The sequence below is a fragment of the Pseudomonas sp. B21-012 genome (assembly GCF_024749305.1).
GTDB lineage: Bacteria > Pseudomonadota > Gammaproteobacteria > Pseudomonadales > Pseudomonadaceae > Aquipseudomonas.
In genome coordinates this window covers 4218858-4240968 of record NZ_CP087197.1, presented here as the reverse complement: position 1 = coordinate 4240968, position 22111 = coordinate 4218858, and the positions used below count along the sequence as shown (strand labels likewise).

Below are 22111 nucleotides of genomic sequence, written 5' to 3'. Positions count from 1 at the left end.
GTGAGACGTAAATTCTTGGTGCTGCTGGAGATCGGCTTGATCCTGGCCGGCCTGACGCTGGGCTATTCGGCCTGGAAGGTAAAATCGGCGCTGGAGCAGACCCTGCACGTGACCCAGGAGCAGTTGCTCGACGTGCCCACCGGTACCACCCCCAACCGCATGTTCTACCGCATGCAGAACGACGGGGTGCTGGAAGACGCCTTCTGGCTACGCCTGTACTGGCGCTTCAACATGGCTGGCGTGCCGCTGCATACCGGCGAGTACCGCATGACCCCGGGCATGACCGTGCGCGAGCTGTTCGAGGTCTGGCGTCGCGGTGATGTGGTGCAGTACACCCTGACGCTGGTCGAGGGCTGGAACTTCCGCCAGGTGCGTGCGGCGCTGGCCAGGCACGAGAAGATCAAGAAAACCATCGACGGCCTGAGTGATGCCGAGGTCATGGACAAGCTCGGCCATCCGGGGGTGTTCCCTGAAGGTCGGTTCTTCCCCGATACCTATCGCTTCGTGCGTGGCATGAGCGATGTCGAGTTCCTCCAGCAGGCCTACGCGCGCCTGGAAGAAGTGCTGGCCAAGGAATGGGCTGAGCGCTCCAGCGATGTGCCGTATCGCGACCCGTACCAGGCGCTGATCATGGCGTCGCTGGTCGAGAAGGAAACCGGCGTACCGCAAGAGCGCGGGCAAATTGCCGGGGTGTTCGTGCGGCGCATGCGTATCGGCATGCTGCTGCAGACCGACCCAACGGTGATCTACGGCATGGGCGAACGCTACAACGGCAAGATCACCCGCGCCGACCTGCGCGAGCCGACGCCGTATAACACCTACACCAACGCCGGCCTGCCGCCGACGCCGATTGCCATGGTTGGCCGCGAAGCCATTCATGCCGCGTTGAACCCGACGCCGGGCAGCAGCCTGTATTTCGTGGCGCGTGGCGATGGCAGCCATGTGTTCTCCGATGACCTCGATGCGCACAATTCGGCCGTGCGCGAGTACCAGATCAAGCGCCGTGCCGACTACCGTTCGAGCCCGGCCCCGGTTACCGAACCTGAACCCGAGGCCCAGCCGCCGGCGCCGCAATCGCCGGATGTCAGCCCTGAGCCGGCGACCGAGCAAGCGGCGCCGGCCAACGACGCGGCCTCCCCGCAATGACCCACTGTAAGGACTGCCTGTGAGCGGCTTGTTTATCACCCTGGAAGGCCCTGAAGGCGCGGGCAAAAGCACCAATCGCGAGTACCTCGCCGAGCACCTGCGCGGCGCCGGCCTGGATGTCGTGCTGACCCGCGAGCCGGGCGGCACGCCACTGGCCGAGCGAATCCGCGAACTGCTGCTGGCCCCTAGTGAAGAGAAGATGGATGCCGACACCGAGCTGCTGCTGGTGTTTGCCGCCCGTGCCCAGCACCTGGCCGAAGTCATTCGCCCGGCCCTGGCCCGTGGCGCGGTGGTGTTGTGCGACCGTTTTACCGATGCCACCTACGCCTATCAGGGCGGCGGGCGCGGCCTGTCGCTGGAGCGCATCGCCACCCTGGAGAATTTCGTCCAGGGCGATCTGCGCCCGGACCTGACCCTGGTGTTCGATCTGCCGGTGGCGATCGGTCTGTCGCGCGCTGCCGCCCGCGGCCGCCTGGACCGTTTCGAACAGGAAGGCCAGGCCTTCTTCGAAGCCGTGCGCCAGGCCTACCTGGCTCGCGCCCAGGCTTCGCCGCAGCAATACCGGCTGATCGATGCCGCTTTGCCGCTGGCCCAGGTACAGCAGGCGCTGGACGCCTTGCTGCCGCAGATTCTGGAGCGTTGCCGTGGCTGAGGCCTTTCCCTGGCAGCAGGCGCTGTGGCAGCAACTGGCCGGGCGCACCCAGCATGCCCATGCCTATCTGCTGCACGGTCCGCAAGGCATTGGCAAGCGGGCCCTGGCCGACCGCCTGATGGCCTTGCTGCTGTGCCAGCGTGCGCAAGGGCTGCAGGCGTGTGGGCAGTGCAAGTCATGCCTGTTGCTCGCAGCCGGCAGCCACCCGGACAACTACGTGTTGGAGCCGGAAGAGGCCGACAAGCCGATCAAGGTCGACCAGGTCCGCGAGCTGGTGTCTTTCGTGGTACAGACCGCGCAGTTGGGCGGGCGCAAGGTGATCTTGATCGAGCCGGTCGAGGCGATGAACGTCAACGCCGCCAACGCCTTGCTCAAAAGCCTTGAAGAGCCCTCGGGCAATACTGTTCTGCTGCTGGTCAGCCATCAGCCCAGCCGCCTGTTGCCAACCATCAAGAGCCGCTGCCAGCAGCAGGCCTGCCCGCTGCCGAGCCGCGAGCAAAGCCTGGCCTGGCTCGAACAGGCCTTGCCCGACTGCGACGAGCAGGAGCGCCTGGAGTTGCTCAGCCTGGCCGCCGGGTCGCCGTTGGCGGCCGTCAGTCTGCAGGCCCAGGGTGTGCGCGAGCAGCGCGCGCTGGTGGTCGATGGGGTGAAGAAGCTGCTCAAGCAGCAGCAATCGCCTAGTCAGCTGGCCGATGCCTGGAATGCCGTTCCCTTGCTGCAACTGTTCGACTGGTTCTGCGACTGGTCCAGCCTGGTCCTGCGTTATCAGTTGACCCAGGACGAGGAGGGGTTAGGCTTGAGCGATATGCGCAAGGTGGTCCAGTACCTGGCGCAGAAGAGCAGCCAGGCCAGGGTCCTGGAGATCCAGGACTGGATTCTGGCCCAGCGCCAGAAGGTCCTGGGCAAGGCCAACCTCAATCGGGTGCTGTTGCTCGAGGCGCTGCTGGCGTCCTGGGCGATGTTGCCGGGCCAGCGTTGAGCTGCGCCGTTCCTTCATTTCTTTTCAGCGTTGTCATGCACCCATGCTTGTAGATTCCCATTGCCACCTCGACCGTCTTGACCTCACCGCCCACCAGGGCTCCCTGGATGCGGCCCTGGACGCTGCTCGCGCGCGCGGCGTCGGCCACTTCCTGTGCATCGGCATCAGCGCCGACAACGCCCAGGCGGTCAAGGACCTGAGCGAGCGTTACAGTGATGTCGACTGCTCGGTGGGCATCCACCCGCTCGACCTCACCCCCGATGGCGCACCGCCGCTGGACTGGCTGCTCAAGGAGCTGGAGCACCCGCATGTGGTGGCGATTGGCGAGACCGGCCTGGACTATCACTATGAGCCGGAAGCGGCTCAGGTGCAGCAGGACTCGTTCCGCCTGCACCTGGAGGCGGCCAGGGTAACCGGCAAGCCGGTGATCATCCATACCCGCGCGGCGCGCGCCGACACCCTGGCCTTGTTGCGTGAAGCGGACCTCAAGCAGGCCGGCGTTCTGCATTGCTTCACTGAAGACTGGGACATGGCCAGGGCGGCGCTGGATCTGGGCTACTACATTTCGCTGTCGGGCATCGTCACCTTCCGTAATGCCGATGCGTTGCGCGATGTGGCCCGCCAGGTGCCTGCCGATCGGCTACTGGTCGAGACCGACTCGCCGTACCTGGCGCCGATCCCCTACCGCGGCAAGGCCAACTTGCCAGAGTACGTGCGTGAAGTGGCGGAGTTCGTGGCGATGGTGCGCGGTGAAGGTTATGAGCAACTGGCTGAACAGACCACGGCCAACTTCAAGCGCCTGTTTCCGTTGGCGCGGGTGGCCTGAGCCCGCGGGCGGTAAAAACCGCAGGCAAAAAAAACCCGGGTTCTGGGGGGTGAATCCGGGTTAAGACCATTAGGAGTAAAACAAAGGCACGCGGTCCCTGAGCACCTTTATCGGCGCGCCACATGGGGGGATGCGCTGCGCCAACACCTGAAGTATTGGCCAGGATTGACGCGCCGCCAGCCACAGCTGGTCGTTTTTTAAACAGATTTGGAATACGCCTGCCGCTGCTGAGCACTCATCGCTCTGCGATCTCGCGCACAATGGCCAGAGTTTCGTCGATTATCTGCCTAGGTGTGTAGAAGTGCGGGGAAAATCGCACCCCGGGGCCACGCGGAATGCAGATCACCTGTTCCTGCTTGAGGCGCTGATAAACCTGGGCGTTCTCGACGCCCTCAATGCTGAAGGACACGATCCCTGAGCGACGCGCAGGCTCCTGCGGGCTGTGTACGGTGACCCCAGGGATCGCTGCCAGGCCTTCGTTGAGCCAGTGCACCCGCTCCAGCAGCGCTGTGGCCACTTGATTGATGCCCACTTCTTCGAGCAGCGCCAGGCTGGATTCTAGTGCCGCTGCACCAAGCATGTTCGGGCTGCCGCATTCAAAGCGCCGGGCGCTGTGGGCCGGCTGCCATTCGCTGCGGCTGTAGTCGCCCATGTGTTCGAGCATGTGCCAGCCGTACTCGCTGAGCTTGAGCAGCGGGCGTACCTCGGCGCGGCAATAGAACACCCCGAGGCCTTCCGGGCCGAGCATCCATTTGTGCCCATCGGCCATGGCAAAGTCGCACTGATAGGCCTGGACGTCGAAGGGCAGGGCGCCCAATTGCTGGATGGCGTCGATGCAGAACAACACCTCACGCTCACGACAGCCTTGGCCCAGACGCACCAGGTCAAGGCGCAGGCCGCTGGCAAACTGCACGGCGCTGATTGCCAGCAGGCGCACCTTGGGGCCGCAGGCCGCGAGCAAGGCCGCCTCCGGGTCGCTGCCCTTGAGGCTTACCTGGATGACGCTGACGCCTTTGTCGGCCAGGGCTTCCCAGACAATCCGGTTGGAGGGGAATTCTTCGTCGCTGATGACGATCTGGTCGCCGGCCTGCCAGTCGATACCGAAGGCGACGAAAGACAGCGCTTCGGAGGTGTTCTTGACCAATGCGATGTCATCCGTCGACGGTGCATTCGTCAGGCGCATCAGGCGTTCACGTAAACGCTGCTCCATGGCCATCCAGTCCGGATAGTCCCTTGCACCGAGCAAAACGTTCTCGCTGGCGAAGCGCGAAACCGCCTGGCTGGCGCGTTTGGGCCAGGGTGCGACCGCGGCATGGTTCAGATAACGAAGCCCCGGGGCCTGTTCAAACTCATCAAGAAACATAGACATGGTTGGATGATCCGTGCATTTTGGCGCAAGTTAGGCATAATAACCGGCTTCGATTTTGATCCAGTCCTTCTTATGCAGAAAGAACCTCGTAAGGTCCGTGAGTTTCGTCGCCGAGAGCAAGAAATTCTCGATACCGCGCTCAAGCTGTTTCTCGAACAGGGTGAAGACAGTGTCACCGTCGAGATGATCGCTGATGCCGTCGGTATCGGCAAAGGCACGATCTACAAGCATTTCAAATCCAAGGCGGAGATCTACCTGCGCCTGATGCTCGACTACGAGCGCGATTTGAACGAACTGCTGCACTCTGCCGACGTCGACCGCGACAAGGAAGCCCTGTCGCGCGCCTACTTCGAATTCCGCATGCGTGATCCGCAGCGCTACCGCCTGTTCGACCGTCTCGAAGAGAAGGTGGTCAAGGGCAACCAGGTGCCGGAGATGGTCGAGGAGCTGCACAAGATCCGCGCCTCCAACTTCGACCGCCTGACCCTGCTGATCAAGGGTCGCATCAGCGAAGGCAAGCTTGAGGACGTACCGCCGTACTTCCACTATTGCGCGGCCTGGGCCCTTGTGCATGGGGCCGTGGCGCTCTACCACTCGCCGTTCTGGAGCAACGTCCTGGAAGATCAGGAAGGCTTCTTCCAGTTCCTCATGGACATTGGCGTGCGCATGGGCAACAAGCGCAAGCGCGACCCGGATACCGCCGGTAGCTGAGACATTCAGCCAAACCATGGAGCTACTGGGATTGGGTGGCGAGGAATATACTCAGGTATGAGGCTTGCAAAAACCTGATTTTTGAGTCAGGTTTTGCAGGCCCGATTCACCCATGCCGGAGTCACCCATGATCGTCGACCGCCAAGGCAGGCGTTTTCGCAATTTGCGTGTCAGCCTTACGGCTGCCTGCAACTACGCCTGTACCTATTGTGTGCCCGACGGCAAGCGTCTGGTCGCGGCCCAGGACGAGCTCTCGGCCGAGGCCATGGCCCGCGGCGTGGCTTATCTGGTCGAGGCCGCCGGTATCGAGCGGGTGCGCGTCACCGGCGGCGAGCCGCTGGTCAGCCCCAAGCTGGAAACCTTCCTCAGCTCCATTGCCAATCTGGGTCTGGATGAAATCAGCCTGACCACCAACGGCCAGTTGCTGGCGCGCAAGCTGCCGTTGCTGCGCGCAGCGGGTATCCGTCGCCTCAACGTTTCCCTCGACACCCTTGATCCGGATGCCTTCCGGCGCATTGCCCGTGGCGGCGACCTGGTCACTGTGCTCGACGGCATGAGCCAGGCCAGCGCCGCCGGCATGCAGATCAAGGTCAACATGGTGCCGTTGCGCGGGCAGAACTTCGACCAGGTGCTGCCGCTGCTGGAGTACTGCCTGGCCCACGGCTACGAGCTGCGCTTCATCGAGCTGATGCGCATGGGGCACCTGGCGCGCGACAGCAATGCCTTTTTGCAGCAGTTCGTCAGCCTTGAGCACTTGCTGCAATTGATCGGCGAGCAGTACGAGTACCTGCAGGCCAACGCGCCAGTGGATGCCACCGCCTTGCGCTACCAGATCCCGGGCCAGGGTTATTTTGGCGTGATCGCCAACGAGAGCGTGCCGTTCTGCCGTACCTGTTCGCGTTTGCGCCTGTCCTCCACCGGCTGGCTGCACGGTTGCCTGTCGTCGAGCAACCGTCACTATATCGGCGACCTGCTCGACAAACCGCGCCACCAGGCCTTGCCGGCGCTACAGGGCTTGCTGGTCAAAGCCCTTGGCGACAAGCAGCCGGTGGCGTTTTCGGGCGGCGCGACGGTGATGAAAATCATCGGCGGCTAAGACTGGCGCAAAAGCTGCATCTGCCAGCTGTTCGCCGGTTTTCCGTCACCGGCCACTGGAGGATAGATGCGTAGCCTGGTTTTGCTGCTGGCGCTGACGGCGCTGGGCGGCTGCATGAATGTCAGCGATATGGGCGAGGGTGCCCGTTATCACATGAGCGATGCCGGTCTGCTCGATCACAGCGACACCCGTCGTTCGCTGTCGGTGCGCCTGCAGCCTGATTCATTCATTTACATTGGCCAGGGTGCTTTCGTGCCATCAGGCAAGGGCCCGTACCCGCGGCCCAACGTCGTGGCTGAAGAAGCCTTCAAGGGCTTTGTCGAGTACTTCCCGCTGGTTCGCCGTGCCCCTGCGCCGCTGGGCCTTGAGCAAGCGCTGATCGAAGCGCGTGAAGTCGGCGCCCATTACCTGCTGTACACCCGTTTTGCCCGCACCGACGATCGCATCGGCAATGGCGATGAGTGGTATGACGAGCAGGCGGTCGATCGTCTGGGCATCGATACTGGCGTGGTGCAGCTGATGCTGATCGAAACCAGCACCCGTTACCTGATCGACACCGCGCGGATCAAAAGCCGCGGCGGTTTGCTGACGTTCCACGACAACAAGCCGGAAGATTTGCTCCGCCCGCCACTCGAGGATTACGCTCGCAGTCTGTTGGGCATGAGTCGTTAAGGAGAGGGTGATGCAAGACACCGGCAAGGCCAATGATCTGCTGGCGCAGATTCCCAAGGCAGAAAAGGGCCTGCCGCCCGTGCACCTGTGGAGCCCGGATTTTTGCGGCGACATCGACATGCGCATCGCCCGTGACGGCACCTGGTACTACCTGGGTACGCCGATCGGGCGCAAGCCGATGGTGCGGCTGTTCTCGACCATCATCCGCCGCGACGGTGACGACTACTTCCTGGTGACGCCAGTGGAGAAGGTCGGCATCAAGGTCGATGACGCGCCCTTTGTTGCGGTCAGCCTGGAGGTGCAGGGCGAGGGTGAGCAGCAATTGTTGTGCTTTACCAGCAATGTCGACGACCAGGTCGAGGCCGGCCCCGAGCATCCGCTGCGCGTTGAAATCGACGCGCAGACCCAGGAGCCTTCGCCGTACGTGCACATGCGTAGCAACCTCGAAGCGTTGATCCATCGCAATGTCTTCTACCAGTTGGTCGAACTGGCGGTGCCCAGACAGATCGATGGCCAGCAGTGGCTGGGCGTCTGGAGTGGTGGCTGTTTCTACCCCATCGGCCGGACCTGATCGTCCGCCCGGTTTTCCCTGAGGGATGACCGGGCTTTGCCGGCGGGGTGTGCGATTTAATCGCGCCAGAAACGAAAAAAACCTCCAGTGCTCAGGGCAACTGGAGGTTTTTCAGGTGTTTGGCTCCGCGACCAGGACTCGAACCTGGGACCCAATGATTAACAGTCATTTGCTCTACCGACTGAGCTATCGCGGAATCTGTGGCGTATCTTACTGATTGCTAAGGGGAAGTCAAGCCTCCCCTATGCAATTGAGTAATTTACAGAACCTCGACGATCGCCTTGGTCACCACATGGATGTTGCTTTGGTTCAGCGAGGCGACGCAGATGCGACCGGTATCCAGAGCATAGATACCGAACTCGTTCTTCAGGCGCGCGACCTGCTCAACGGTCAGGCCCGAGTAGGAGAACATGCCGCACTGGCGACCGACGAAGCTGAAGTCCTGCTTGGCGCCGTACTCGGCCAGCAGCTCGACCATCTGCTTGCGCATGCCGTGGATGCGCTGGCGCATCTCGGCCAGCTCGTCTTCCCACATCTTGCGCAGTTCTGGGCTGTTGAGCACGGTGGCGACGATGGTCGCGCCGTGGGTCGGCGGGTTGGAGTAGTTGGTGCGGATCACGCGCTTGACTTGCGACAGCACGCGGGTGGCCTCTTCCTTGGACTCGGTGACGATCGACAGGGCGCCAACGCGCTCGCCGTACAGCGAGAAGGATTTGGAGAACGAGCTGGAGACGAAGAAGTCCAGGCCCGACTCGGCGAACAGGCGTACCGCGGCGGCGTCTTCAGTGATGCCGGCGCCAAAGCCCTGGTAGGCCATGTCGAGGAACGGCACGTGGCCCTTGGCCTTGACCACTTCGAGGACGTTTTTCCAGTCTTGCGGGGTCAGGTCGACACCGGTCGGGTTGTGGCAGCAGGCGTGCAGCACAATGATCGAGCCAGGCGGCAGGGCGTTGAGGTCTTCGAGCATGCCGCTGCGGTTGACGTCGTGGGTGGCGGCGTCGTAGTAGCGGTAGTTCTGGACCGGGAAGCCAGCGGTTTCGAACAGGGCGCGGTGGTTTTCCCAGCTCGGGTCGCTGATGGCGACGACGGCGTTCGGCGACAGCTGCTTGAGGAAGTCGGCACCGATCTTCAGGGCGCCGGTACCGCCGACGGCCTGGGTGGTGATCACGCGACCGGCGCTCAGCAGTGGCGACTCGGCACCGAACAGCAGCTTCTGTACGGCCTGGTCGTAAGCGACGATACCGTCGATCGGCAGGTAGCCGCGGGAAGCGTGCTGGGCAGCGCGCTGGGTTTCGGCTTCGATCACTGCACGCAGCAGTGGGATACGCCCTTCTTCGTTGCAGTAAACACCTACACCCAGGTTGACCTTGTTGCTACGGGTATCGGCGTTGAAAGCTTCGTTGAGGCCCAGAATGGGATCGCGTGGTGCCAGCTCGACAGCGGAAAACAGGCTCATTATTACCTTGGCTCTGAATGGAGAGTGGAAGAGGTCGCACGCTCCAGTCGCTTGCACTAGAGCGGTGCACAAACGGGGAGTCAGTATAGTGATACCGCTCGGTCACGGCGACAGTCTGTCGCAGCTTTTCCTGCTGTTTGACCGAATATTTTTCGACCGTTAGTCGATTTCACCGGTCCATACTCAGAAATGCCCGGGTTACTCAGTTGAAACTGGCGCAATGGGCCCTTAATTCGGTATAACTACTGTCTATAAATACAGTTGCCCGCGCCAGCGATGAAACCATCGCGATCACACAGAGGTTTGTCATGTCCGAGTTCCAGCTCGTCACCCGTTTCCAGCCGGCCGGCGACCAGCCCGAGGCCATTCGCCTGATGGTCGAAGGAATCGAGGCGGGCCTTGCGCACCAGACCCTGCTCGGGGTGACCGGCTCAGGCAAGACCTTCAGCATTGCCAACGTGATCGCCCAGGTGCAGCGCCCGACATTGGTGCTGGCGCCGAACAAGACCCTGGCGGCGCAGCTGTATGGCGAGTTCAAGTCATTCTTCCCGAACAACGCCGTCGAGTACTTCGTTTCCTACTACGACTACTACCAGCCCGAAGCCTACGTGCCGTCCTCGGACACCTTTATCGAGAAGGACGCCTCGATCAACGACCATATCGAGCAGATGCGCCTGTCGGCGACCAAGGCGCTGCTGGAGCGCCGTGATGCGATCATCGTCACCACGGTGTCCTGCATCTATGGCCTGGGTAGCCCGGAAACCTACCTGAAGATGGTCCTGCACGTGGACCGCGGCGACAAGCTCGACCAGCGTGCGCTGCTGCGCCGCCTGGCCGACCTGCAGTACACCCGCAACGAAATGGACTTTGCCCGCGCTACCTTCCGCGTGCGCGGTGATGTGATCGATATCTTCCCGGCCGAATCGGACCTGGAAGCCATCCGCATCGAGCTGTTCGACGACGAGGTCGAGAACATCGCCGCCTTCGATCCGCTGACCGGCGAGGTGATCCGCAAGCTGCCGCGTTTCACCTTCTACCCCAAGAGCCACTACGTGACCCCGCGCGAGACCCTGCTCGAGGCCGTGGACGGCATCAAGGAGGAACTGGCCCAGCGCCTTGAGTACCTGCACAAGGCCAACAAGCTGGTCGAGGCCCAGCGCCTGGAGCAGCGCACCCGCTTTGACCTGGAGATGATCCTCGAGCTGGGTTACTGCAACGGCATCGAAAACTACTCGCGCTACCTCTCCGGGCGCCCGGCCGGGGCAGCGCCACCGACTCTTTACGACTATCTGCCGGACGATGCCTTGCTGGTAATCGACGAATCCCACGTCAGCGTTCCGCAAGTAGGCGCCATGTACAAGGGTGACCGCTCGCGCAAGGAAACCCTGGTCGAGTACGGCTTTCGCCTGCCCTCGGCGCTGGACAACCGGCCGATGCGCTTTGACGAGTGGGAAAACGTCAGCCCGCAGACCATCTTCGTTTCTGCGACCCCTGGCAACTACGAGGCCGAACATGCTGGCCGGGTGGTTGAACAGGTGGTGCGCCCCACCGGCCTGGTCGACCCGCAGGTCGAAGTGCGCCCGGCCACGACCCAGGTCGACGACCTGCTCTCGGAGATCCGCAAGCGCGTGGCGGTCGAGGAGCGCGTGCTGGTCACCACCCTGACCAAACGCATGGCCGAGGACCTCACCGACTACCTGGCCGACCACGATGTGCGCGTGCGCTACCTGCACTCGGACATCGATACAGTGGAGCGGGTCGAGATCATCCGCGACCTGCGCCTGGGTACCTTCGATGTGCTGGTGGGCATCAACCTGCTGCGTGAAGGCCTGGATATGCCGGAGGTATCGCTGGTGGCGATTCTCGATGCCGACAAGGAAGGTTTCCTGCGTTCCGAGCGCTCGCTGATCCAGACCATCGGCCGTGCGGCGCGTAACCTCAATGGCCGGGCGATCCTCTATGCCGACAACATGACCGGCTCCATGCAGCGGGCGATAGGCGAGACCGAACGGCGCCGCGACAAACAGATCGCCTTCAACGCCGCCAACGGCATCGTGCCCAAGGGCGTGGTCAAGGACATCACCGACATCATGGAAGGCGCCAACGTGCCCGGCTCGCGCAGCAAGAAGCGCAAGGGCATGGCCAAGGCGGCAGAGGAGAGCGCCCGTTACGAAGCCGAACTGCGCTCACCGGGCGAGATCGCCAAGCGCATCAAGCAGCTGGAAGAGAAAATGTACCAGCTGGCGCGGGACCTGGAGTTCGAAGCGGCGGCGCAGTTGCGCGACGAGATTACCGCGCTGCGCGAGCGGATGATCACCACCTGAGGGCCTTATCGCTGGCCCTATGATTGCCATACCTGTGGGAGCGGCGGTGCGACGCCTCGACTTGACCCGCGATAAGGCGCCGCGATTAGTGCGCCTGCCCAGCCTTCAACCCCTGCGGCAATTTGCGCGTCATCACCACCGCCAGCATGCTGATCGCCAAGCCGATGCCGACAAAGTGGAAGGCATCGTTATAGGCCATGATCATCGCCTGCTGGTGGGTGATTTCACTCAGCTTGCCCAGCGCCGCCGCATCGCTGCCCAGTCGCTCTGCCAGTTGCGCCAGACGCTCCGCGACTTGCGGGTTGCTCGGCACGATCGACTCGCGCAGGTAATCGAAATACACCTTGGTCCGTGCATCCAGCAAGGTCGCCAGCAAGGCGATGCCGATGGCGCCACCCAGGTTGCGCAAGATGTTGAACAGGCTCGAGGCCGAGCCGGCGTCCTGCGGCTGGATGTACGCGGTGGCAATCAGCGAGATGGTCACCATGATCATCGGTTGGCCGAGGGCGCGGATGATCTGGATATGGTTGAACTGCTCGCCGGCAAAGTCCGGGTTGAGCACCCCGGAGCCGAAACTGGCCAGGCCGAACAGGCCGAAACCCAGGGTGCAGAGGATCTTCGGTGAAATCACCTTCATCAGCTGCGGCACCAGCGGAATCAGGAACAGCTGCGGAATGCCCATCCACATGATCACTTCACCGATCTGCAGGGCGTTGTAGTTCTGGATCTGCGCCAGGTACAGCGGCAGCAGGTAGATCGAACCGTACAAACCCACGCCCATGCCCAGGCTGGCAATGCTCGACAGGCCGAAGTTGCGGTTGCCAAGGATGCGCAGGTTGATCAGCGGGTTGGGTTTGGAAAACTGCAGGATCACGAAGGTGATCAGGCTGAGCAGGGCGATGCTGCCCAGGGTGACGATCAGGCTCGACTCCAGCCAGTCCTTGCGGTGGCCTTCCTCGAGAAATACCTGCAGGCAGCCAAGGCCGACGCCGAGCGTGACGATACCGGCATAGTCAGTGCTTTTCAGCAGTTCCCAATGGGCTTCTTTCTTCTCCAGGCCGTACAGCAAGCCGCCGATCATGATCAGCCCCGGCGGGATGTTGATGTAGAAGATGTACTCCCAGCCCCAGTTCTCGGTCAGCCAGCCACCCAGGGTCGGGCCGATCGAGGGGGCGAAGGTGGCGGTCATGGCGAACATGGCCATGCCCTTGGCCCGGTGGTGTTCCGGCAGCTTGATCAGGGTCAGGGTGAAGGCCAGGGGGATCAGCGCGCCGCCGGTAAAGCCCTGCATGGCGCGGAAGACGATCATGCTCTCCAGGTTCCAGGCCATGGAGCAGAGCAGCGATGAGGCCAGAAAGCCCAGCGACACCCACACCGCCAGGCGCCGCGCCGACAGCAACTGCACCAGCCAGGCGGTGAGCGGGATCATGATGATCTCGGCCACCAGGTAGGAGGTGGAAATCCACGAGCCTTCCTCCAGGGTTGCCGACAGCGCGCCCTGAATGTCCTTGAGCGAGGAGTTGGTGATCTGGATGTCCAGCACCGCCATGAAGGCGCCGAGCATCACGCTCATTACCGCGATCCAGTCGCGCCGGCTGGGTTCGCCGGCGGGACGGATCAACTGGTCACCGGCCATGGTCGGCGTTGTCGCGGATATCAACGGTGGCGGTTACCGACATGCCCGGGCGGATCTTGCCGTGCAGCGGGTTGTTGGCGGCGAAGGTCAGTTTTACCGGAATGCGCTGCACCACCTTGGTGAAATTGCCGGTGGCGTTGTCGGGCGGCAGCAGGCTGAACTGCGCGCCGGAGGCGGCGAACAGGCTGTCGACCCGCGCTTCGATCGGGGTGTCCGGGTAGCTGTCGAATAGCAGTTCAGCCTTTTGCCCGGGCTGCATGTGGCCGATCTGGGTTTCTTTGAAGTTGGCCTGAATCCAGATGTCTTCATCGGGGACGATCGACAGCAGGTAGGCGCCGGCCTGGACCACCTGGCCATTGCGCGCGGCGCGCTGGCCGATGATGCCGCTGATCGGGGCGTGGATTTCGCTGCGGGTCAGGTTCAGCTCGGCCTGGGCCAGGTCGGCGCGGGCGTTGACGATCTGCGCATCGAGGCGCTTGATCTCGGCGGCCAGGGCGTTGACCTGCTGGCGCTGGCCTTGCAGGTCGGCCTGGGCCTTGCTCACCTGGGAGCGGGCGACGTGGTTTTCGGCTGACAGTGTGGTGACCCGTTCTTCCGAGACAAAGCCCGGTTTGCGCAGGGCCTCGGCGCGGTTCAGGTCCAGTTGCGCACGGCCGAGGGTGGCCTGGTTAGCGGCAACCTGCGCTTTTCCTGCGGCAATCAGGCTGGCTTGCTGGGTGAGCCGGCTTTCGGCCTGCAGGCGTTCGGCTTCGCGGGTATCGAGGGCGGCGCGGGCGCGTTCAACGGCCAGGCGAAAATCTTCGGGCTCAAGGCGCACCAGCAGGTCGCCCTTGGCCACGTGCTGGTTGTCCTGTACCAGCACTTGATCGATGCGCGCGCTCAGCTGGCTGGAAACCCGGGTTATTTCGCCCTGCACGTAGGCGTTGTCGGTGCTTTCATAGAAGCGTCCCTTGAAGTACCAGTGGGCCAGGAAGGCGAGGGCAATCAGCAGGACAAGGGCAAGAAAAATCAGCAGGCGACGCTTGAGTTGGGCAGGCATGGGTACGATCGTTGTAAAAATGTAAGCAAATTTAACAGCGTTTGCAGCCGTGCTTACAAGTGCCGATCGCGCCCATTGCTGGAGCCCGGTGCCCGCTCCCTGTTAACATCCAGCCTTTGTTTCATCTCTAGTTCGAGACTGTCCATGACCACCGTTCGCACGCGTATCGCGCCTTCGCCTACTGGCGATCCCCACGTCGGCACCGCTTACATCGCCCTGTTCAATTACTGCTTTGCCAAGCAGCACGGCGGCGAGTTCATCCTGCGTATCGAAGATACCGACCAGCTGCGCTCGACCCGCGAGTCGGAACAGCAAATCTTCGACGCCCTGCGCTGGCTCGGCATCGAGTGGAGCGAAGGTCCGGACGTCGGCGGCCCGCATGGCCCTTACCGGCAGAGCGAGCGGGGCGATATCTACAAGCAGTACGCCCAGCAACTGGTCGACCTTGGCCACGCCTTCCCGTGCTTCTGCACCGCCGAAGAGCTCGACCAGATGCGTGCCGAGCAGATGGCCCGCGGCGAAACCCCGCGCTACGACGGTCGCGCCTTGCTGCTGTCGGCTGAAGAAGTGCAGCGCCGCCTGGCCGCTGGCGAGCCGCACGTGATCCGCATGAAGGTGCCGAGCGAAGGCGTCTGCGTGGTCCCGGACATGCTCCGTGGCGACGTCGAAATCCCGTGGGACCGCATGGACATGCAGGTGCTGATGAAGACCGACGGCCTGCCGACCTACTTCCTGGCCAACGTCGTCGATGACCACCTGATGGGCATCACCCACGTGCTGCGCGGCGAAGAATGGCTGCCGTCGGCGCCCAAGCTGATCAAGCTGTACGAGTACTTCGGCTGGGAACAACCGACCCTGTGCTACATGCCGCTGCTGCGTAACCCGGACAAGAGCAAGCTGTCCAAGCGCAAGAACCCGACCTCGGTGACCTTCTACGAGCGCATGGGCTTCATGCCCGAAGCCATGCTCAACTACCTGGGCCGCATGGGCTGGTCGATGCCGGACGAGCGCGAGAAATTCTCCCTGGCCGAGATGGTCGAGCACTTCGACCTGTCGCGGGTGTCCCTCGGCGGGCCGATCTTCGACATCGAGAAGCTGTCGTGGCTCAATGGCCAGTGGCTGCGCGAACTGCCGGTAGAGGAATTCGCTGCGCGCCTGCAGAAATGGGCGTTCAACAGCGACTACATGATGCAGATCGCGCCGCACGTGCAGGGCAGGGTAGAGACCTTCAGCCAGGTCGTGCCGCTGGGCGGCTTCTTCTTTGAAGGTGCGCTCAAGCTCGACGCCAAGCTGTTCGAAAGCAAAAAGCTCTCGGCCGACCAGGTACGCCAGGTGATCCAGCTGATCCTGTGGAAGCTCGAAAGCCTGCGCCAGTGGGAAAAAGAGCGGATCACCGCTTGCATCCAGGCGGTGGTCGAAGCCCTGGAGCTGAAGCTGCGTGATGCCATGCCGCTGATGTTTGCCGCCATCACCGGCCAGGCCAGCTCGGTTTCGGTGCTCGATGCCATGGAAATCCTCGGCCCGGACCTGACCCGCTACCGCCTGCGCCAGGCTCTGGACCTGCTCGGTGGTGTGTCGAAGAAAGAAAACAAAGAGTGGGAAAAGCTCCTGGGCACCATCGCCTGATTGCCTGACCTTGGTAAAACTTCGCGGGGCAAGCCCGCTCCTACCTGTTCAGTAGGCGCGGGCTTGCCCCGCGAAGAAGCCCGCAAACCCCTGTAAAACCGGGGTGTTTCATCCGCTCGGGCGGTAAGTGTTTGTTATCTCGGAAATTTTTTTTGAATTTTGTTGAAAATATATTTGACAGGTTCGCCATCCGATCTTAATATGCGCCCCGTCCACAGCGATGAACGAAAACGAAACGCGAAGCACCCAGCCAAGCGATTCAAGTTCAAAGCGACATTGTGGGGCTATAGCTCAGCTGGGAGAGCGCCTGCATGGCATGCAGGAGGTCAGCGGTTCGATCCCGCTTAGCTCCACCAAATTCCGATTCGCAGTCAGCTAGACTGACTGCGGAATCAACCGGGTTCCAGCGACCGGGTTGGTAAGGTAAGAAGGTTCGTCCCCTTCGTCTAGTGGCCTAGGACACCGCCCTTTCACGGCGGTAACAGGGGTTCGAGTCCCCTAGGGGACGCCAGTTTTACACAAGCGACATCGAAAGAAGTCGCTGGGCCGCGAGGCTAGAAATCTGGGGCTATAGCTCAGCTGGGAGAGCGCCTGCATGGCATGCAGGAGGTCAGCGGTTCGATCCCGCTTAGCTCCACCAATTTTGCCAGGATTCGTGAAAACGGATCTGCACGAAGGTTACAAGTCCCCTTCGTCTAGTGGCCTAGGACACCGCCCTTTCACGGCGGTAACAGGGGTTCGAGTCCCCTAGGGGACGCCATTTTACCCACTTTGTGGGATTTCAAGGCTCATTCGATTATTGAATGAGCCTTTTGTTTTTGTCTTGAAAAAACTTCTCCTCACGCCTTTCTTGCCTGACCCGACCAGCGGCAGCAATTTCTGCTTGCGAAAAAATATGATGAGAATAATATTCTAGCCATAATATTTTGGAGGCGAGCATGAACGACAAAAAGGCCAAGACCCGCGAACGGATTCTCGATGCTGCCTGCAGTGCGCTGATCCAGCATGGCCCCGCCGAGCCGAGCGTCAATCAGGTGATGGGCGCCGCCGGCCTGACCGTCGGTGGCTTCTACGCCCATTTCGACAGCAAGGACGCGTTGATGCTCGAAGCCTTTCGCCAGTTGCTGGGCGAGCGTCGGGCGCTGCTCGCCGAAGTCGACCCGAACATGAGCGGCGAGGAGCGCCGGGCTCTGGTTGCCGCCTTCTACCTGTCGCGCAAGCACCGCGACGCCACCGAGCGTGCCTGCCCGCTGCCGACCTCGCTGGGCGAAATGGCGCGCCTTCCGGAAGCCTTCCGCGAAGTGCTGGCCGAACACATTGAACTGATGATGGCCAACCTCGCCGACAGCCCGGAAGAGGCCGACAAGGTGCTCGCCGACATGGCCCTGATGATTGGTGGCCTGGCCCTGGCCCGGGCCCTGGGCACTGACGAGCTGTCTGACCGCATCCTGCGCGCCGCCAAGTCGGCGGTTGTCTGAACCACGCGATATCCACCGGAGTGAAGCGATGAATACCTTGAGCTGGATTCGTAGCGTTAACGGCACCCTCGGGCATCTGGCGCCGGAACATATCGCACGCAAGATGCGCCGTGCCTTCATGACCCCGCGCAACCGGCCGCCGCGAGACTGGGAGCTGCCGCTGCTGGCCCGCGCCGAGCGCATAACCTTGCGTTTCGGCCTCTCGGCACTGCGTTGGGGCCAGGGCCCGACCGTGCTGCTGATGCACGGCTGGGAAGGGCGCCCGACCCAGTTCGCCCACCTGATCGACAGCCTGGTCGACGCCGGTTACACCGCCGTGGCCCTGGAAGGCCCGGCCCATGGCCGCTCGCCGGGCAACGAAGCTAACGTGGTGCTGTTCGCCCGTGCCTTGCTGGAAGCCGCCGCCGAACTGCCGCCGCTCAAGGCCGTGGTTGGCCATTCCATGGGCGGCGCCAGCATGCTCCTGGCGTTGCAGTGGGGGCTGCGCGCCGAAGTGGCGGTGAGCATCGCCGCGCCGGCGCAGTTGCTTGGCGTGATCCGCGGTTTCGCTCGTCACCTGGGCATGCCGGCGCGGGCGCGGGCGGCGTTCATTCGCCAGATTGAGCGCGATGTCGGCGTGCAGATTTCCCGCCTGGATGTCAGCGGCTACCAACTGGAGCTGCCCGGCTTGATCGTGCATGCCGAGGACGACCAGTTGGTACCGGTAGACGAGTCCGACGCCATCCACCGCGCCTGGTTCGACAGCCGCCTGCTGCGCCTGCCCGACGGTGGTCACCTGCGGGTGCTGGCTGACCCACAAGTGCGCGAAGGGGTGCTGGCGCTGCTGCAGCGCAGCAGTTCACCGGCCCGGCAATCGGCCTGAGCATCCGGTACACTCTGCCCGTTAACCACGGATCTGGAGCGGGCATGAGTTGGGACCTGGCAACACCGTTCATCATCGACCTGCGGGTCGCTGCCGACGACATCGACGGCCTCGGCCACGCCAACAACGCGGTCTACGTCACCTGGCTCGAGCGCTGCGCCTGGCGCCACTCCCAGCGCCTGGGGCTGGACCTGGCCGAATACCGGCGCCTGGACCGGGCCATGGCGGTGGTCCGCCACGAAATCGACTACCTGGCCGCTGCCTACGAAGACGACGAGCTGCAACTGGCAACCTGGATCGTCGACTGGGACCAGCGGCTGAAAATGACCCGGCGCTTCCAGCTGGTCCGCCCCAGCGACGGCACCACTTTGCTGCGTGCGCAAACCACCTTCGTCTGCATCGAGTTATCCACAGGGCGACCCAAGCGCATGCCGGCCGAGTTTATCGACGGCTATGGCCCGGCGCTGCTTCTATAGGCGTACCTGAACCATTTACTGAATAGCTCCGTTGATGAATGCCTCGTCGAGTGAGGTGGCGTTGAAGTAATCCATGAAACCTTCCGCATCGTTGAAAGGAAGAAAACGGCGCCTGTGGATCAAGTGAAATTGATCGCAATGACTAGTGATTTCCTCTATATGGTGAGAAGAAACTAAAACGGAGATGCCTTCGCTGCACGCTTGCTGCAAACAAAGCCAAATGTAATAACGAAATTCGGGGTCTATTCCGGCAGTTGGTTCGTCGAGAATTAGTAAATCACAAGGAAGTGTCAGCAAGGTTAATGCAAAGAACGCGCGGATTTCTCCGTAGCTACATGTTGCGGGCTTTTTTTTCCACAGGGCGACATAGCGTTTGCTGATAGTTGGTGACCACTGCTTTAGTTTTTCGAATGTTTGCTCTCCACAAGGTGGGGTGGGAGTTGTCAAATTACATATCAAGCGGTGTATGTCTGCCATCTGAAGTGACGACGGTGGGGAAAGTATTTGCGAAAGATAAAGTGGTTGTGCTGCTTGATTCAAAACGCTCCCTTCAGCTGGGTGGCGTAGACCACAGAGCATATCAAAAAGCGTTGTTTTGCCTGAGCCGTTAGGTCCAAGAACTCCTCCCAGCGTGCCTTTTTGTAAGTGTAGGGTGGCATTGTCAAAAATGTTGTCTTGTTGGTACCTGAAGCTTATGTTGTTTACGCTTATGATGTTCATCTCAATAGCGGCTCCAGACAGGGTTGATGCGGAAATTATTATAGAAAATGAGGCAGCTAATTAACAATGATGTTAGTGAAATAGTAAGCGCCGTGATGATGTCTAGCGCGCCGGTCATGATGGACTGTGCAAAGTACAACGGATTAATCTGATTCAATTTGGCGGGAATTGATTCCGGGGATGATGCGCCTAAGTAGCCGCATGAGATCATCAAAAATGATACTGCAGAAAAAAGAGTATTCGCAGTGGAAAACCGTAGGGGGGCTAGCGCCAGTAATAGTCCAAGTGAAGAGTAGAAAGTATAGCTGGCGTAAAATCGAAGTAATATATCTGCGTACTCTTCAAGTACGTAGGGTCCAAAGGTAGGGCGAGAAGTAAGATAAAATATAGTTGCGTAAAACAAGCTGATAGTAGAGTGGCTTATAATGTGCGAAGCTAGATAAATAGATATTGATGTTTTTTTGAATATGAAGGAGCGGATAAACCCGCTTTCCCTTCGGCCAATCAAGTAAAAGCTAAAGCCAAATAAAGCGATGCTGGATGCCATGTAAGAGTAAAACCATGATGCACTATCAATATAGTTATGATTGACTATGTTCTCGCTTTTTTTTGAGAAGCCAAGGAAATAGAATAACAGAGATGGCGATATTATTATCCATAGTATTGCAATTGGCTCATTGATTTGTTCTTTCGTTAGTGTGTATGTTATTGAGAGGATTCTTTGTGTGTGGTGCTCGGCGAATTTTTTGCTCATGGGAAAGGGACCATTTTTTCTTGTCTGTGTTTTTTTGTCGTATTTTTAAACTGTGCTGAGTAGCTATTGTCATGGTTTATATTTGAAGCGTTATTCATGTGAAGGAATAGGTTTGGTGAAATGTACTTGCTGGCAAAAACCTGCGATTTATGGGGTAGAGGTATACTTTCTATGTATATGTATCCGTTTAGGCTCAGTGATCTGACTCTGTCGATTAGTGATGTTAAGGTAAGGGGGGCTGATTTAGTTGAGGTGCTTGGTGATGAGGATGAGCTAGCCACTTCAAGATAGGTGTCGTAATTGTTGCAACTAAGAAAATGTCTTAAGTAGTGGTCTTTTATGGTTTCTAAACGTTGGTTGCTGGCTACAAAGTTGTTCATGAATCTATAAGTCTGCCAAAGTTCTAGAATTGATTTTTCCAATGCGTCGCCAAAGCATTCCGAATAGGACATTCCGGCGCAATATTTCACTGATCGGTATTTGTCGGGGCTTCCGTATACAATCAAAATGCAGATGCCTGGGAAATTGGTATCACTGATGTCGAGAATACAAAGCTCGCCAGCGTTGCTCAGGGCTTCAAATAGATTTCTAGCGTATGATTTTTTTAGTGCTTCTAATGCTTGAGTGTTTTTTATTTTTTTGCGGCACGTATCAGTTAGCCAGAATCTCAAAAGAAATTGTCTCTCGAGTAATTCCTTGATTGAACCAAGAATTGCCTTATCTATAGTTTGATGGATGCAGCATCCGCAAGTGTCTCTGTTGGGAAGAATATTGTCATCCTTGCAATCGATTAAGGGTGATAATGAAATGCAGACAGTTGGTATGTTGCAAGGGGTAAAGTCGACAATCCGCCATGCTCTGCTGAGCTTGAATTTTTGTTGAAGTAGGGCGTTTTTATATATGTTCTGGTGCGATGTTTGCGAAAAGGCAAGAATAAATTCATTTACTTCTTGGGGAGAGAGCGATGATCTTAACTGATCGTAAGATGTACTCTGAATATCCAAATAGAAGTGTTTGCGTTCCAAGTACTCACCGAATGCGGAGGTGAAAGAGACATCACCCCACCCAACACCTGATCCAAAGACCTGCCAATAATTACCTGCTTCAACGCAGCTTGGAAGAGTTGTAGTCGCGCTGGGTTGGCAATATAAAAAATCTGGTTGAAAGTCTTGATGGTTGTCACGATACAGATTCATGTGTCACCCAATTAGTTGTATGCATAGGGGTAAGAATAACGCCGGATTTAATTTAAGAGTCTTTGTTATTTGGTGATCTGAAAAGCCAGACCACATTCGATTTTGAAGGTGTAGTTCTTTGCATCGAAGATCAATCAGCATATACATTGATCCAGCCTCCATCAGGGCTAGTCGATAGCCACGGTAGCGGTACTTAAAAAGTGATTTAGGTAAATACATGAAATAAATTATTGCTACGCTTGGGCTGCCTATGCCGGAAGGTTCTGGTGTTATGGCCTGTAGTAACGTGTTAGTGTTTATATTCGATGCTAAGGGTTCAAATTTTCTAGACCTCGGGAGTAGGTGTAGAATGTTTTGATTTTTTGGCCAGTCAGTGTTTTTTCTTGATAAATTGCAACAAAATATTTCCACTGGGTACAGTGCACCTCCACTTGGGTAGCCACGTTTGAATTTATGTTCAGGTTTTCCCAGCAGTGGGGAAAGGAGCTTTCCAATATTTTGGAAGGGAATGCTTTGGCCAAA

20 protein-coding genes and 5 tRNA genes are annotated in these 22111 nt (G+C 59.6%); 17 read left to right on the top strand and 8 right to left on the bottom strand.

What is annotated here, in order from left to right:
• Genes mltG through LOY37_RS19240 form a run of 4 tightly spaced genes read left to right on the top strand, consistent with a single transcriptional unit; the run spans window position 1 to window position 3603 of the window.
• Entirely contained in the window at window positions 1-1146 is a 1146-nt protein-coding gene (mltG, locus tag LOY37_RS19255) for an endolytic transglycosylase MltG (RefSeq protein ID WP_258715536.1), read from the top strand.
• 19 nt (window positions 1147-1165) lie between these two features.
• Window positions 1166-1798 carry a dTMP kinase gene (gene tmk / locus LOY37_RS19250; protein WP_045195155.1) on the top strand — a complete coding sequence of 211 codons (633 nt, stop codon included), beginning with the start codon at window positions 1166-1168 and terminating at the stop codon, window positions 1796-1798.
• Window positions 1791-2777: a DNA polymerase III subunit delta' gene (locus LOY37_RS19245; protein WP_258715535.1), complete on the top strand. Its 987-nt coding sequence runs from the start codon at window positions 1791-1793 to the stop codon at window positions 2775-2777. Before tmk ends, LOY37_RS19245 begins: the two co-directional genes overlap by 8 nt.
• Window positions 2778-2820: 43 nt before the next feature.
• Window positions 2821-3603, top strand: coding sequence for a TatD family hydrolase (locus tag LOY37_RS19240; protein WP_258715534.1), 783 nt, complete (start codon window positions 2821-2823; stop codon window positions 3601-3603).
• Window positions 3604-3838: 235 nt separating this feature from the next.
• Here the strand turns inward: LOY37_RS19240 and LOY37_RS19235 are convergent, their stop codons facing one another.
• The gene (locus LOY37_RS19235; protein WP_258715533.1) at window positions 3839-4972 is read right to left on the bottom strand and encodes an aminotransferase class V-fold PLP-dependent enzyme; all 1134 of its coding nucleotides are present in this window, start codon (window positions 4970-4972) and stop codon (window positions 3839-3841) included.
• 72 nt (window positions 4973-5044) lie between these two features.
• Between LOY37_RS19235 and LOY37_RS19230 the strand changes: the two genes are divergently transcribed.
• The 4 genes from LOY37_RS19230 (at window position 5045) to LOY37_RS19215 (ending at window position 8022) form a co-directional block, all read left to right on the top strand.
• Window positions 5045-5683, top strand: coding sequence for a TetR/AcrR family transcriptional regulator (locus tag LOY37_RS19230; protein ID WP_045195146.1), 639 nt, complete (start codon window positions 5045-5047; stop codon window positions 5681-5683).
• 127 nt (window positions 5684-5810) lie between these two features.
• Window positions 5811-6779, top strand: a complete 969-nt coding sequence (locus LOY37_RS19225; RefSeq protein WP_258715532.1) for a GTP 3',8-cyclase MoaA — start codon at window positions 5811-5813, stop codon at window positions 6777-6779.
• Between the two features lie 66 nt (window positions 6780-6845).
• Complete coding sequence (locus LOY37_RS19220; protein ID WP_045195142.1) at window positions 6846-7451, top strand: DUF4823 domain-containing protein; 606 nt, start codon at window positions 6846-6848, stop codon at window positions 7449-7451.
• Window positions 7452-7461: 10 nt separating this feature from the next.
• A complete protein-coding gene (locus LOY37_RS19215; protein WP_258715531.1) occupies window positions 7462-8022 on the top strand; it encodes a DUF1285 domain-containing protein in 561 nt (186 codons plus the stop codon).
• A 120-nt stretch (window positions 8023-8142) separates the two neighbouring features.
• Here the strand turns inward: LOY37_RS19215 and LOY37_RS19210 are convergent.
• Window positions 8143-8218, bottom strand: a tRNA-Asn gene (locus LOY37_RS19210).
• Window positions 8219-8281: 63 nt separating this feature from the next.
• Window positions 8282-9478, bottom strand: coding sequence for an amino acid aminotransferase (locus LOY37_RS19205; protein WP_258715530.1), 1197 nt, complete (start codon window positions 9476-9478; stop codon window positions 8282-8284).
• 308 nt (window positions 9479-9786) lie between these two features.
• Here LOY37_RS19205 and uvrB point away from each other — a divergent pair, with 308 nt between their 5' ends.
• Entirely contained in the window at window positions 9787-11802 is a 2016-nt protein-coding gene (gene uvrB / locus LOY37_RS19200; protein WP_045195137.1) for an excinuclease ABC subunit UvrB, read from the top strand.
• A gap of 85 nt (window positions 11803-11887) precedes the next feature.
• On the opposite strand, the gene LOY37_RS19195 is transcribed toward uvrB, so the two are convergent.
• Both LOY37_RS19195 and LOY37_RS19190 read right to left on the bottom strand, forming a co-directional pair.
• The gene (locus LOY37_RS19195) at window positions 11888-13438 is read right to left on the bottom strand and encodes an MDR family MFS transporter (protein WP_258715529.1); all 1551 of its coding nucleotides are present in this window, start codon (window positions 13436-13438) and stop codon (window positions 11888-11890) included.
• Entirely contained in the window at window positions 13428-14477 is a 1050-nt protein-coding gene (locus LOY37_RS19190) for an HlyD family secretion protein (protein ID WP_045195134.1), read from the bottom strand. The genes LOY37_RS19195 and LOY37_RS19190 overlap by 11 nt, the downstream gene beginning before the upstream one ends.
• Window positions 14478-14621: 144 nt before the next feature.
• Between LOY37_RS19190 and gltX the strand changes: the two genes are divergently transcribed.
• The 8 genes from gltX (at window position 14622) to LOY37_RS19150 (ending at window position 18919) form a co-directional block, all read left to right on the top strand.
• Window positions 14622-16103: a glutamate--tRNA ligase gene (gltX, locus tag LOY37_RS19185; protein WP_045195132.1), complete on the top strand. Its 1482-nt coding sequence runs from the start codon at window positions 14622-14624 to the stop codon at window positions 16101-16103.
• Window positions 16104-16383: 280 nt separating this feature from the next.
• Window positions 16384-16459: transfer RNA gene (locus LOY37_RS19180), tRNA-Ala, on the top strand.
• 79 nt (window positions 16460-16538) lie between these two features.
• A tRNA-Glu gene (locus tag LOY37_RS19175) sits at window positions 16539-16614 on the top strand.
• 53 nt (window positions 16615-16667) lie between these two features.
• Window positions 16668-16743: transfer RNA gene (locus LOY37_RS19170), tRNA-Ala, on the top strand.
• 44 nt (window positions 16744-16787) lie between these two features.
• Window positions 16788-16863: transfer RNA gene (locus LOY37_RS19165), tRNA-Glu, on the top strand.
• 178 nt (window positions 16864-17041) lie between these two features.
• Window positions 17042-17581: a TetR/AcrR family transcriptional regulator gene (locus LOY37_RS19160; protein ID WP_045195130.1), complete on the top strand. Its 540-nt coding sequence runs from the start codon at window positions 17042-17044 to the stop codon at window positions 17579-17581.
• A gap of 28 nt (window positions 17582-17609) precedes the next feature.
• Window positions 17610-18443: an alpha/beta fold hydrolase gene (locus LOY37_RS19155; protein ID WP_123567284.1), complete on the top strand. Its 834-nt coding sequence runs from the start codon at window positions 17610-17612 to the stop codon at window positions 18441-18443.
• 44 nt (window positions 18444-18487) lie between these two features.
• Window positions 18488-18919, top strand: coding sequence for a thioesterase family protein (locus LOY37_RS19150; protein WP_258715528.1), 432 nt, complete (start codon window positions 18488-18490; stop codon window positions 18917-18919).
• Between the two features lie 15 nt (window positions 18920-18934).
• On the opposite strand, the gene LOY37_RS19145 is transcribed toward LOY37_RS19150, so the two are convergent.
• Genes LOY37_RS19145 through LOY37_RS19135 form a run of 3 tightly spaced genes read right to left on the bottom strand, consistent with a single transcriptional unit; the run spans window position 18935 to window position 21589 of the window.
• A complete protein-coding gene (locus tag LOY37_RS19145; protein ID WP_258715527.1) occupies window positions 18935-19639 on the bottom strand; it encodes an ATP-binding cassette domain-containing protein in 705 nt (234 codons plus the stop codon).
• Between the two features lies 1 nt (window position 19640).
• Complete coding sequence (locus tag LOY37_RS19140; RefSeq protein WP_258715526.1) at window positions 19641-20393, bottom strand: hypothetical protein; 753 nt, start codon at window positions 20391-20393, stop codon at window positions 19641-19643.
• On the bottom strand, window positions 20390-21589 hold the full coding sequence (locus tag LOY37_RS19135; protein WP_258715525.1) for a YcaO-like family protein: 1200 nt from the start codon (window positions 21587-21589) through the stop codon (window positions 20390-20392). The genes LOY37_RS19140 and LOY37_RS19135 overlap by 4 nt, the downstream gene beginning before the upstream one ends.
• Between the last annotated feature and the right edge of the window lie 522 nt (window positions 21590-22111).

What these genes read in the sequence shown, in the direction of transcription:
- LOY37_RS19150 (WP_258715528.1), top strand. Translation starts at nt 18,488, where the DNA reads ATGAGTTGGGACCTGGCAACACCGTTCATCATCGACCTGCGGGTCGCT.
- LOY37_RS19225 (WP_258715532.1), top strand. Translation starts at nt 5,811, where the DNA reads ATGATCGTCGACCGCCAAGGCAGGCGTTTTCGCAATTTGCGTGTCAGC.
- LOY37_RS19230 (WP_045195146.1), top strand. Translation starts at nt 5,045, where the DNA reads ATGCAGAAAGAACCTCGTAAGGTCCGTGAGTTTCGTCGCCGAGAGCAA.
- LOY37_RS19205 (WP_258715530.1), bottom strand. Translation starts at nt 9,478, where the DNA reads ATGAGCCTGTTTTCCGCTGTCGAGCTGGCACCACGCGATCCCATTCTG.
- uvrB (WP_045195137.1), top strand. Translation starts at nt 9,787, where the DNA reads ATGTCCGAGTTCCAGCTCGTCACCCGTTTCCAGCCGGCCGGCGACCAG.
- LOY37_RS19160 (WP_045195130.1), top strand. Translation starts at nt 17,042, where the DNA reads ATGAACGACAAAAAGGCCAAGACCCGCGAACGGATTCTCGATGCTGCC.
- LOY37_RS19220 (WP_045195142.1), top strand. Translation starts at nt 6,846, where the DNA reads ATGCGTAGCCTGGTTTTGCTGCTGGCGCTGACGGCGCTGGGCGGCTGC.
- LOY37_RS19190 (WP_045195134.1), bottom strand. Translation starts at nt 14,477, where the DNA reads ATGCCTGCCCAACTCAAGCGTCGCCTGCTGATTTTTCTTGCCCTTGTC.
- LOY37_RS19235 (WP_258715533.1), bottom strand. Translation starts at nt 4,972, where the DNA reads ATGTCTATGTTTCTTGATGAGTTTGAACAGGCCCCGGGGCTTCGTTAT.
- LOY37_RS19195 (WP_258715529.1), bottom strand. Translation starts at nt 13,438, where the DNA reads ATGGCCGGTGACCAGTTGATCCGTCCCGCCGGCGAACCCAGCCGGCGC.
- LOY37_RS19140 (WP_258715526.1), bottom strand. Translation starts at nt 20,393, where the DNA reads ATGAGCAAAAAATTCGCCGAGCACCACACACAAAGAATCCTCTCAATA.
- LOY37_RS19240 (WP_258715534.1), top strand. Translation starts at nt 2,821, where the DNA reads ATGCTTGTAGATTCCCATTGCCACCTCGACCGTCTTGACCTCACCGCC.
- LOY37_RS19145 (WP_258715527.1), bottom strand. Translation starts at nt 19,639, where the DNA reads ATGAACATCATAAGCGTAAACAACATAAGCTTCAGGTACCAACAAGAC.
- gltX (WP_045195132.1), top strand. Translation starts at nt 14,622, where the DNA reads ATGACCACCGTTCGCACGCGTATCGCGCCTTCGCCTACTGGCGATCCC.
- LOY37_RS19215 (WP_258715531.1), top strand. Translation starts at nt 7,462, where the DNA reads ATGCAAGACACCGGCAAGGCCAATGATCTGCTGGCGCAGATTCCCAAG.
- LOY37_RS19135 (WP_258715525.1), bottom strand. Translation starts at nt 21,589, where the DNA reads ATGAATCTGTATCGTGACAACCATCAAGACTTTCAACCAGATTTTTTA.
- LOY37_RS19155 (WP_123567284.1), top strand. Translation starts at nt 17,610, where the DNA reads ATGAATACCTTGAGCTGGATTCGTAGCGTTAACGGCACCCTCGGGCAT.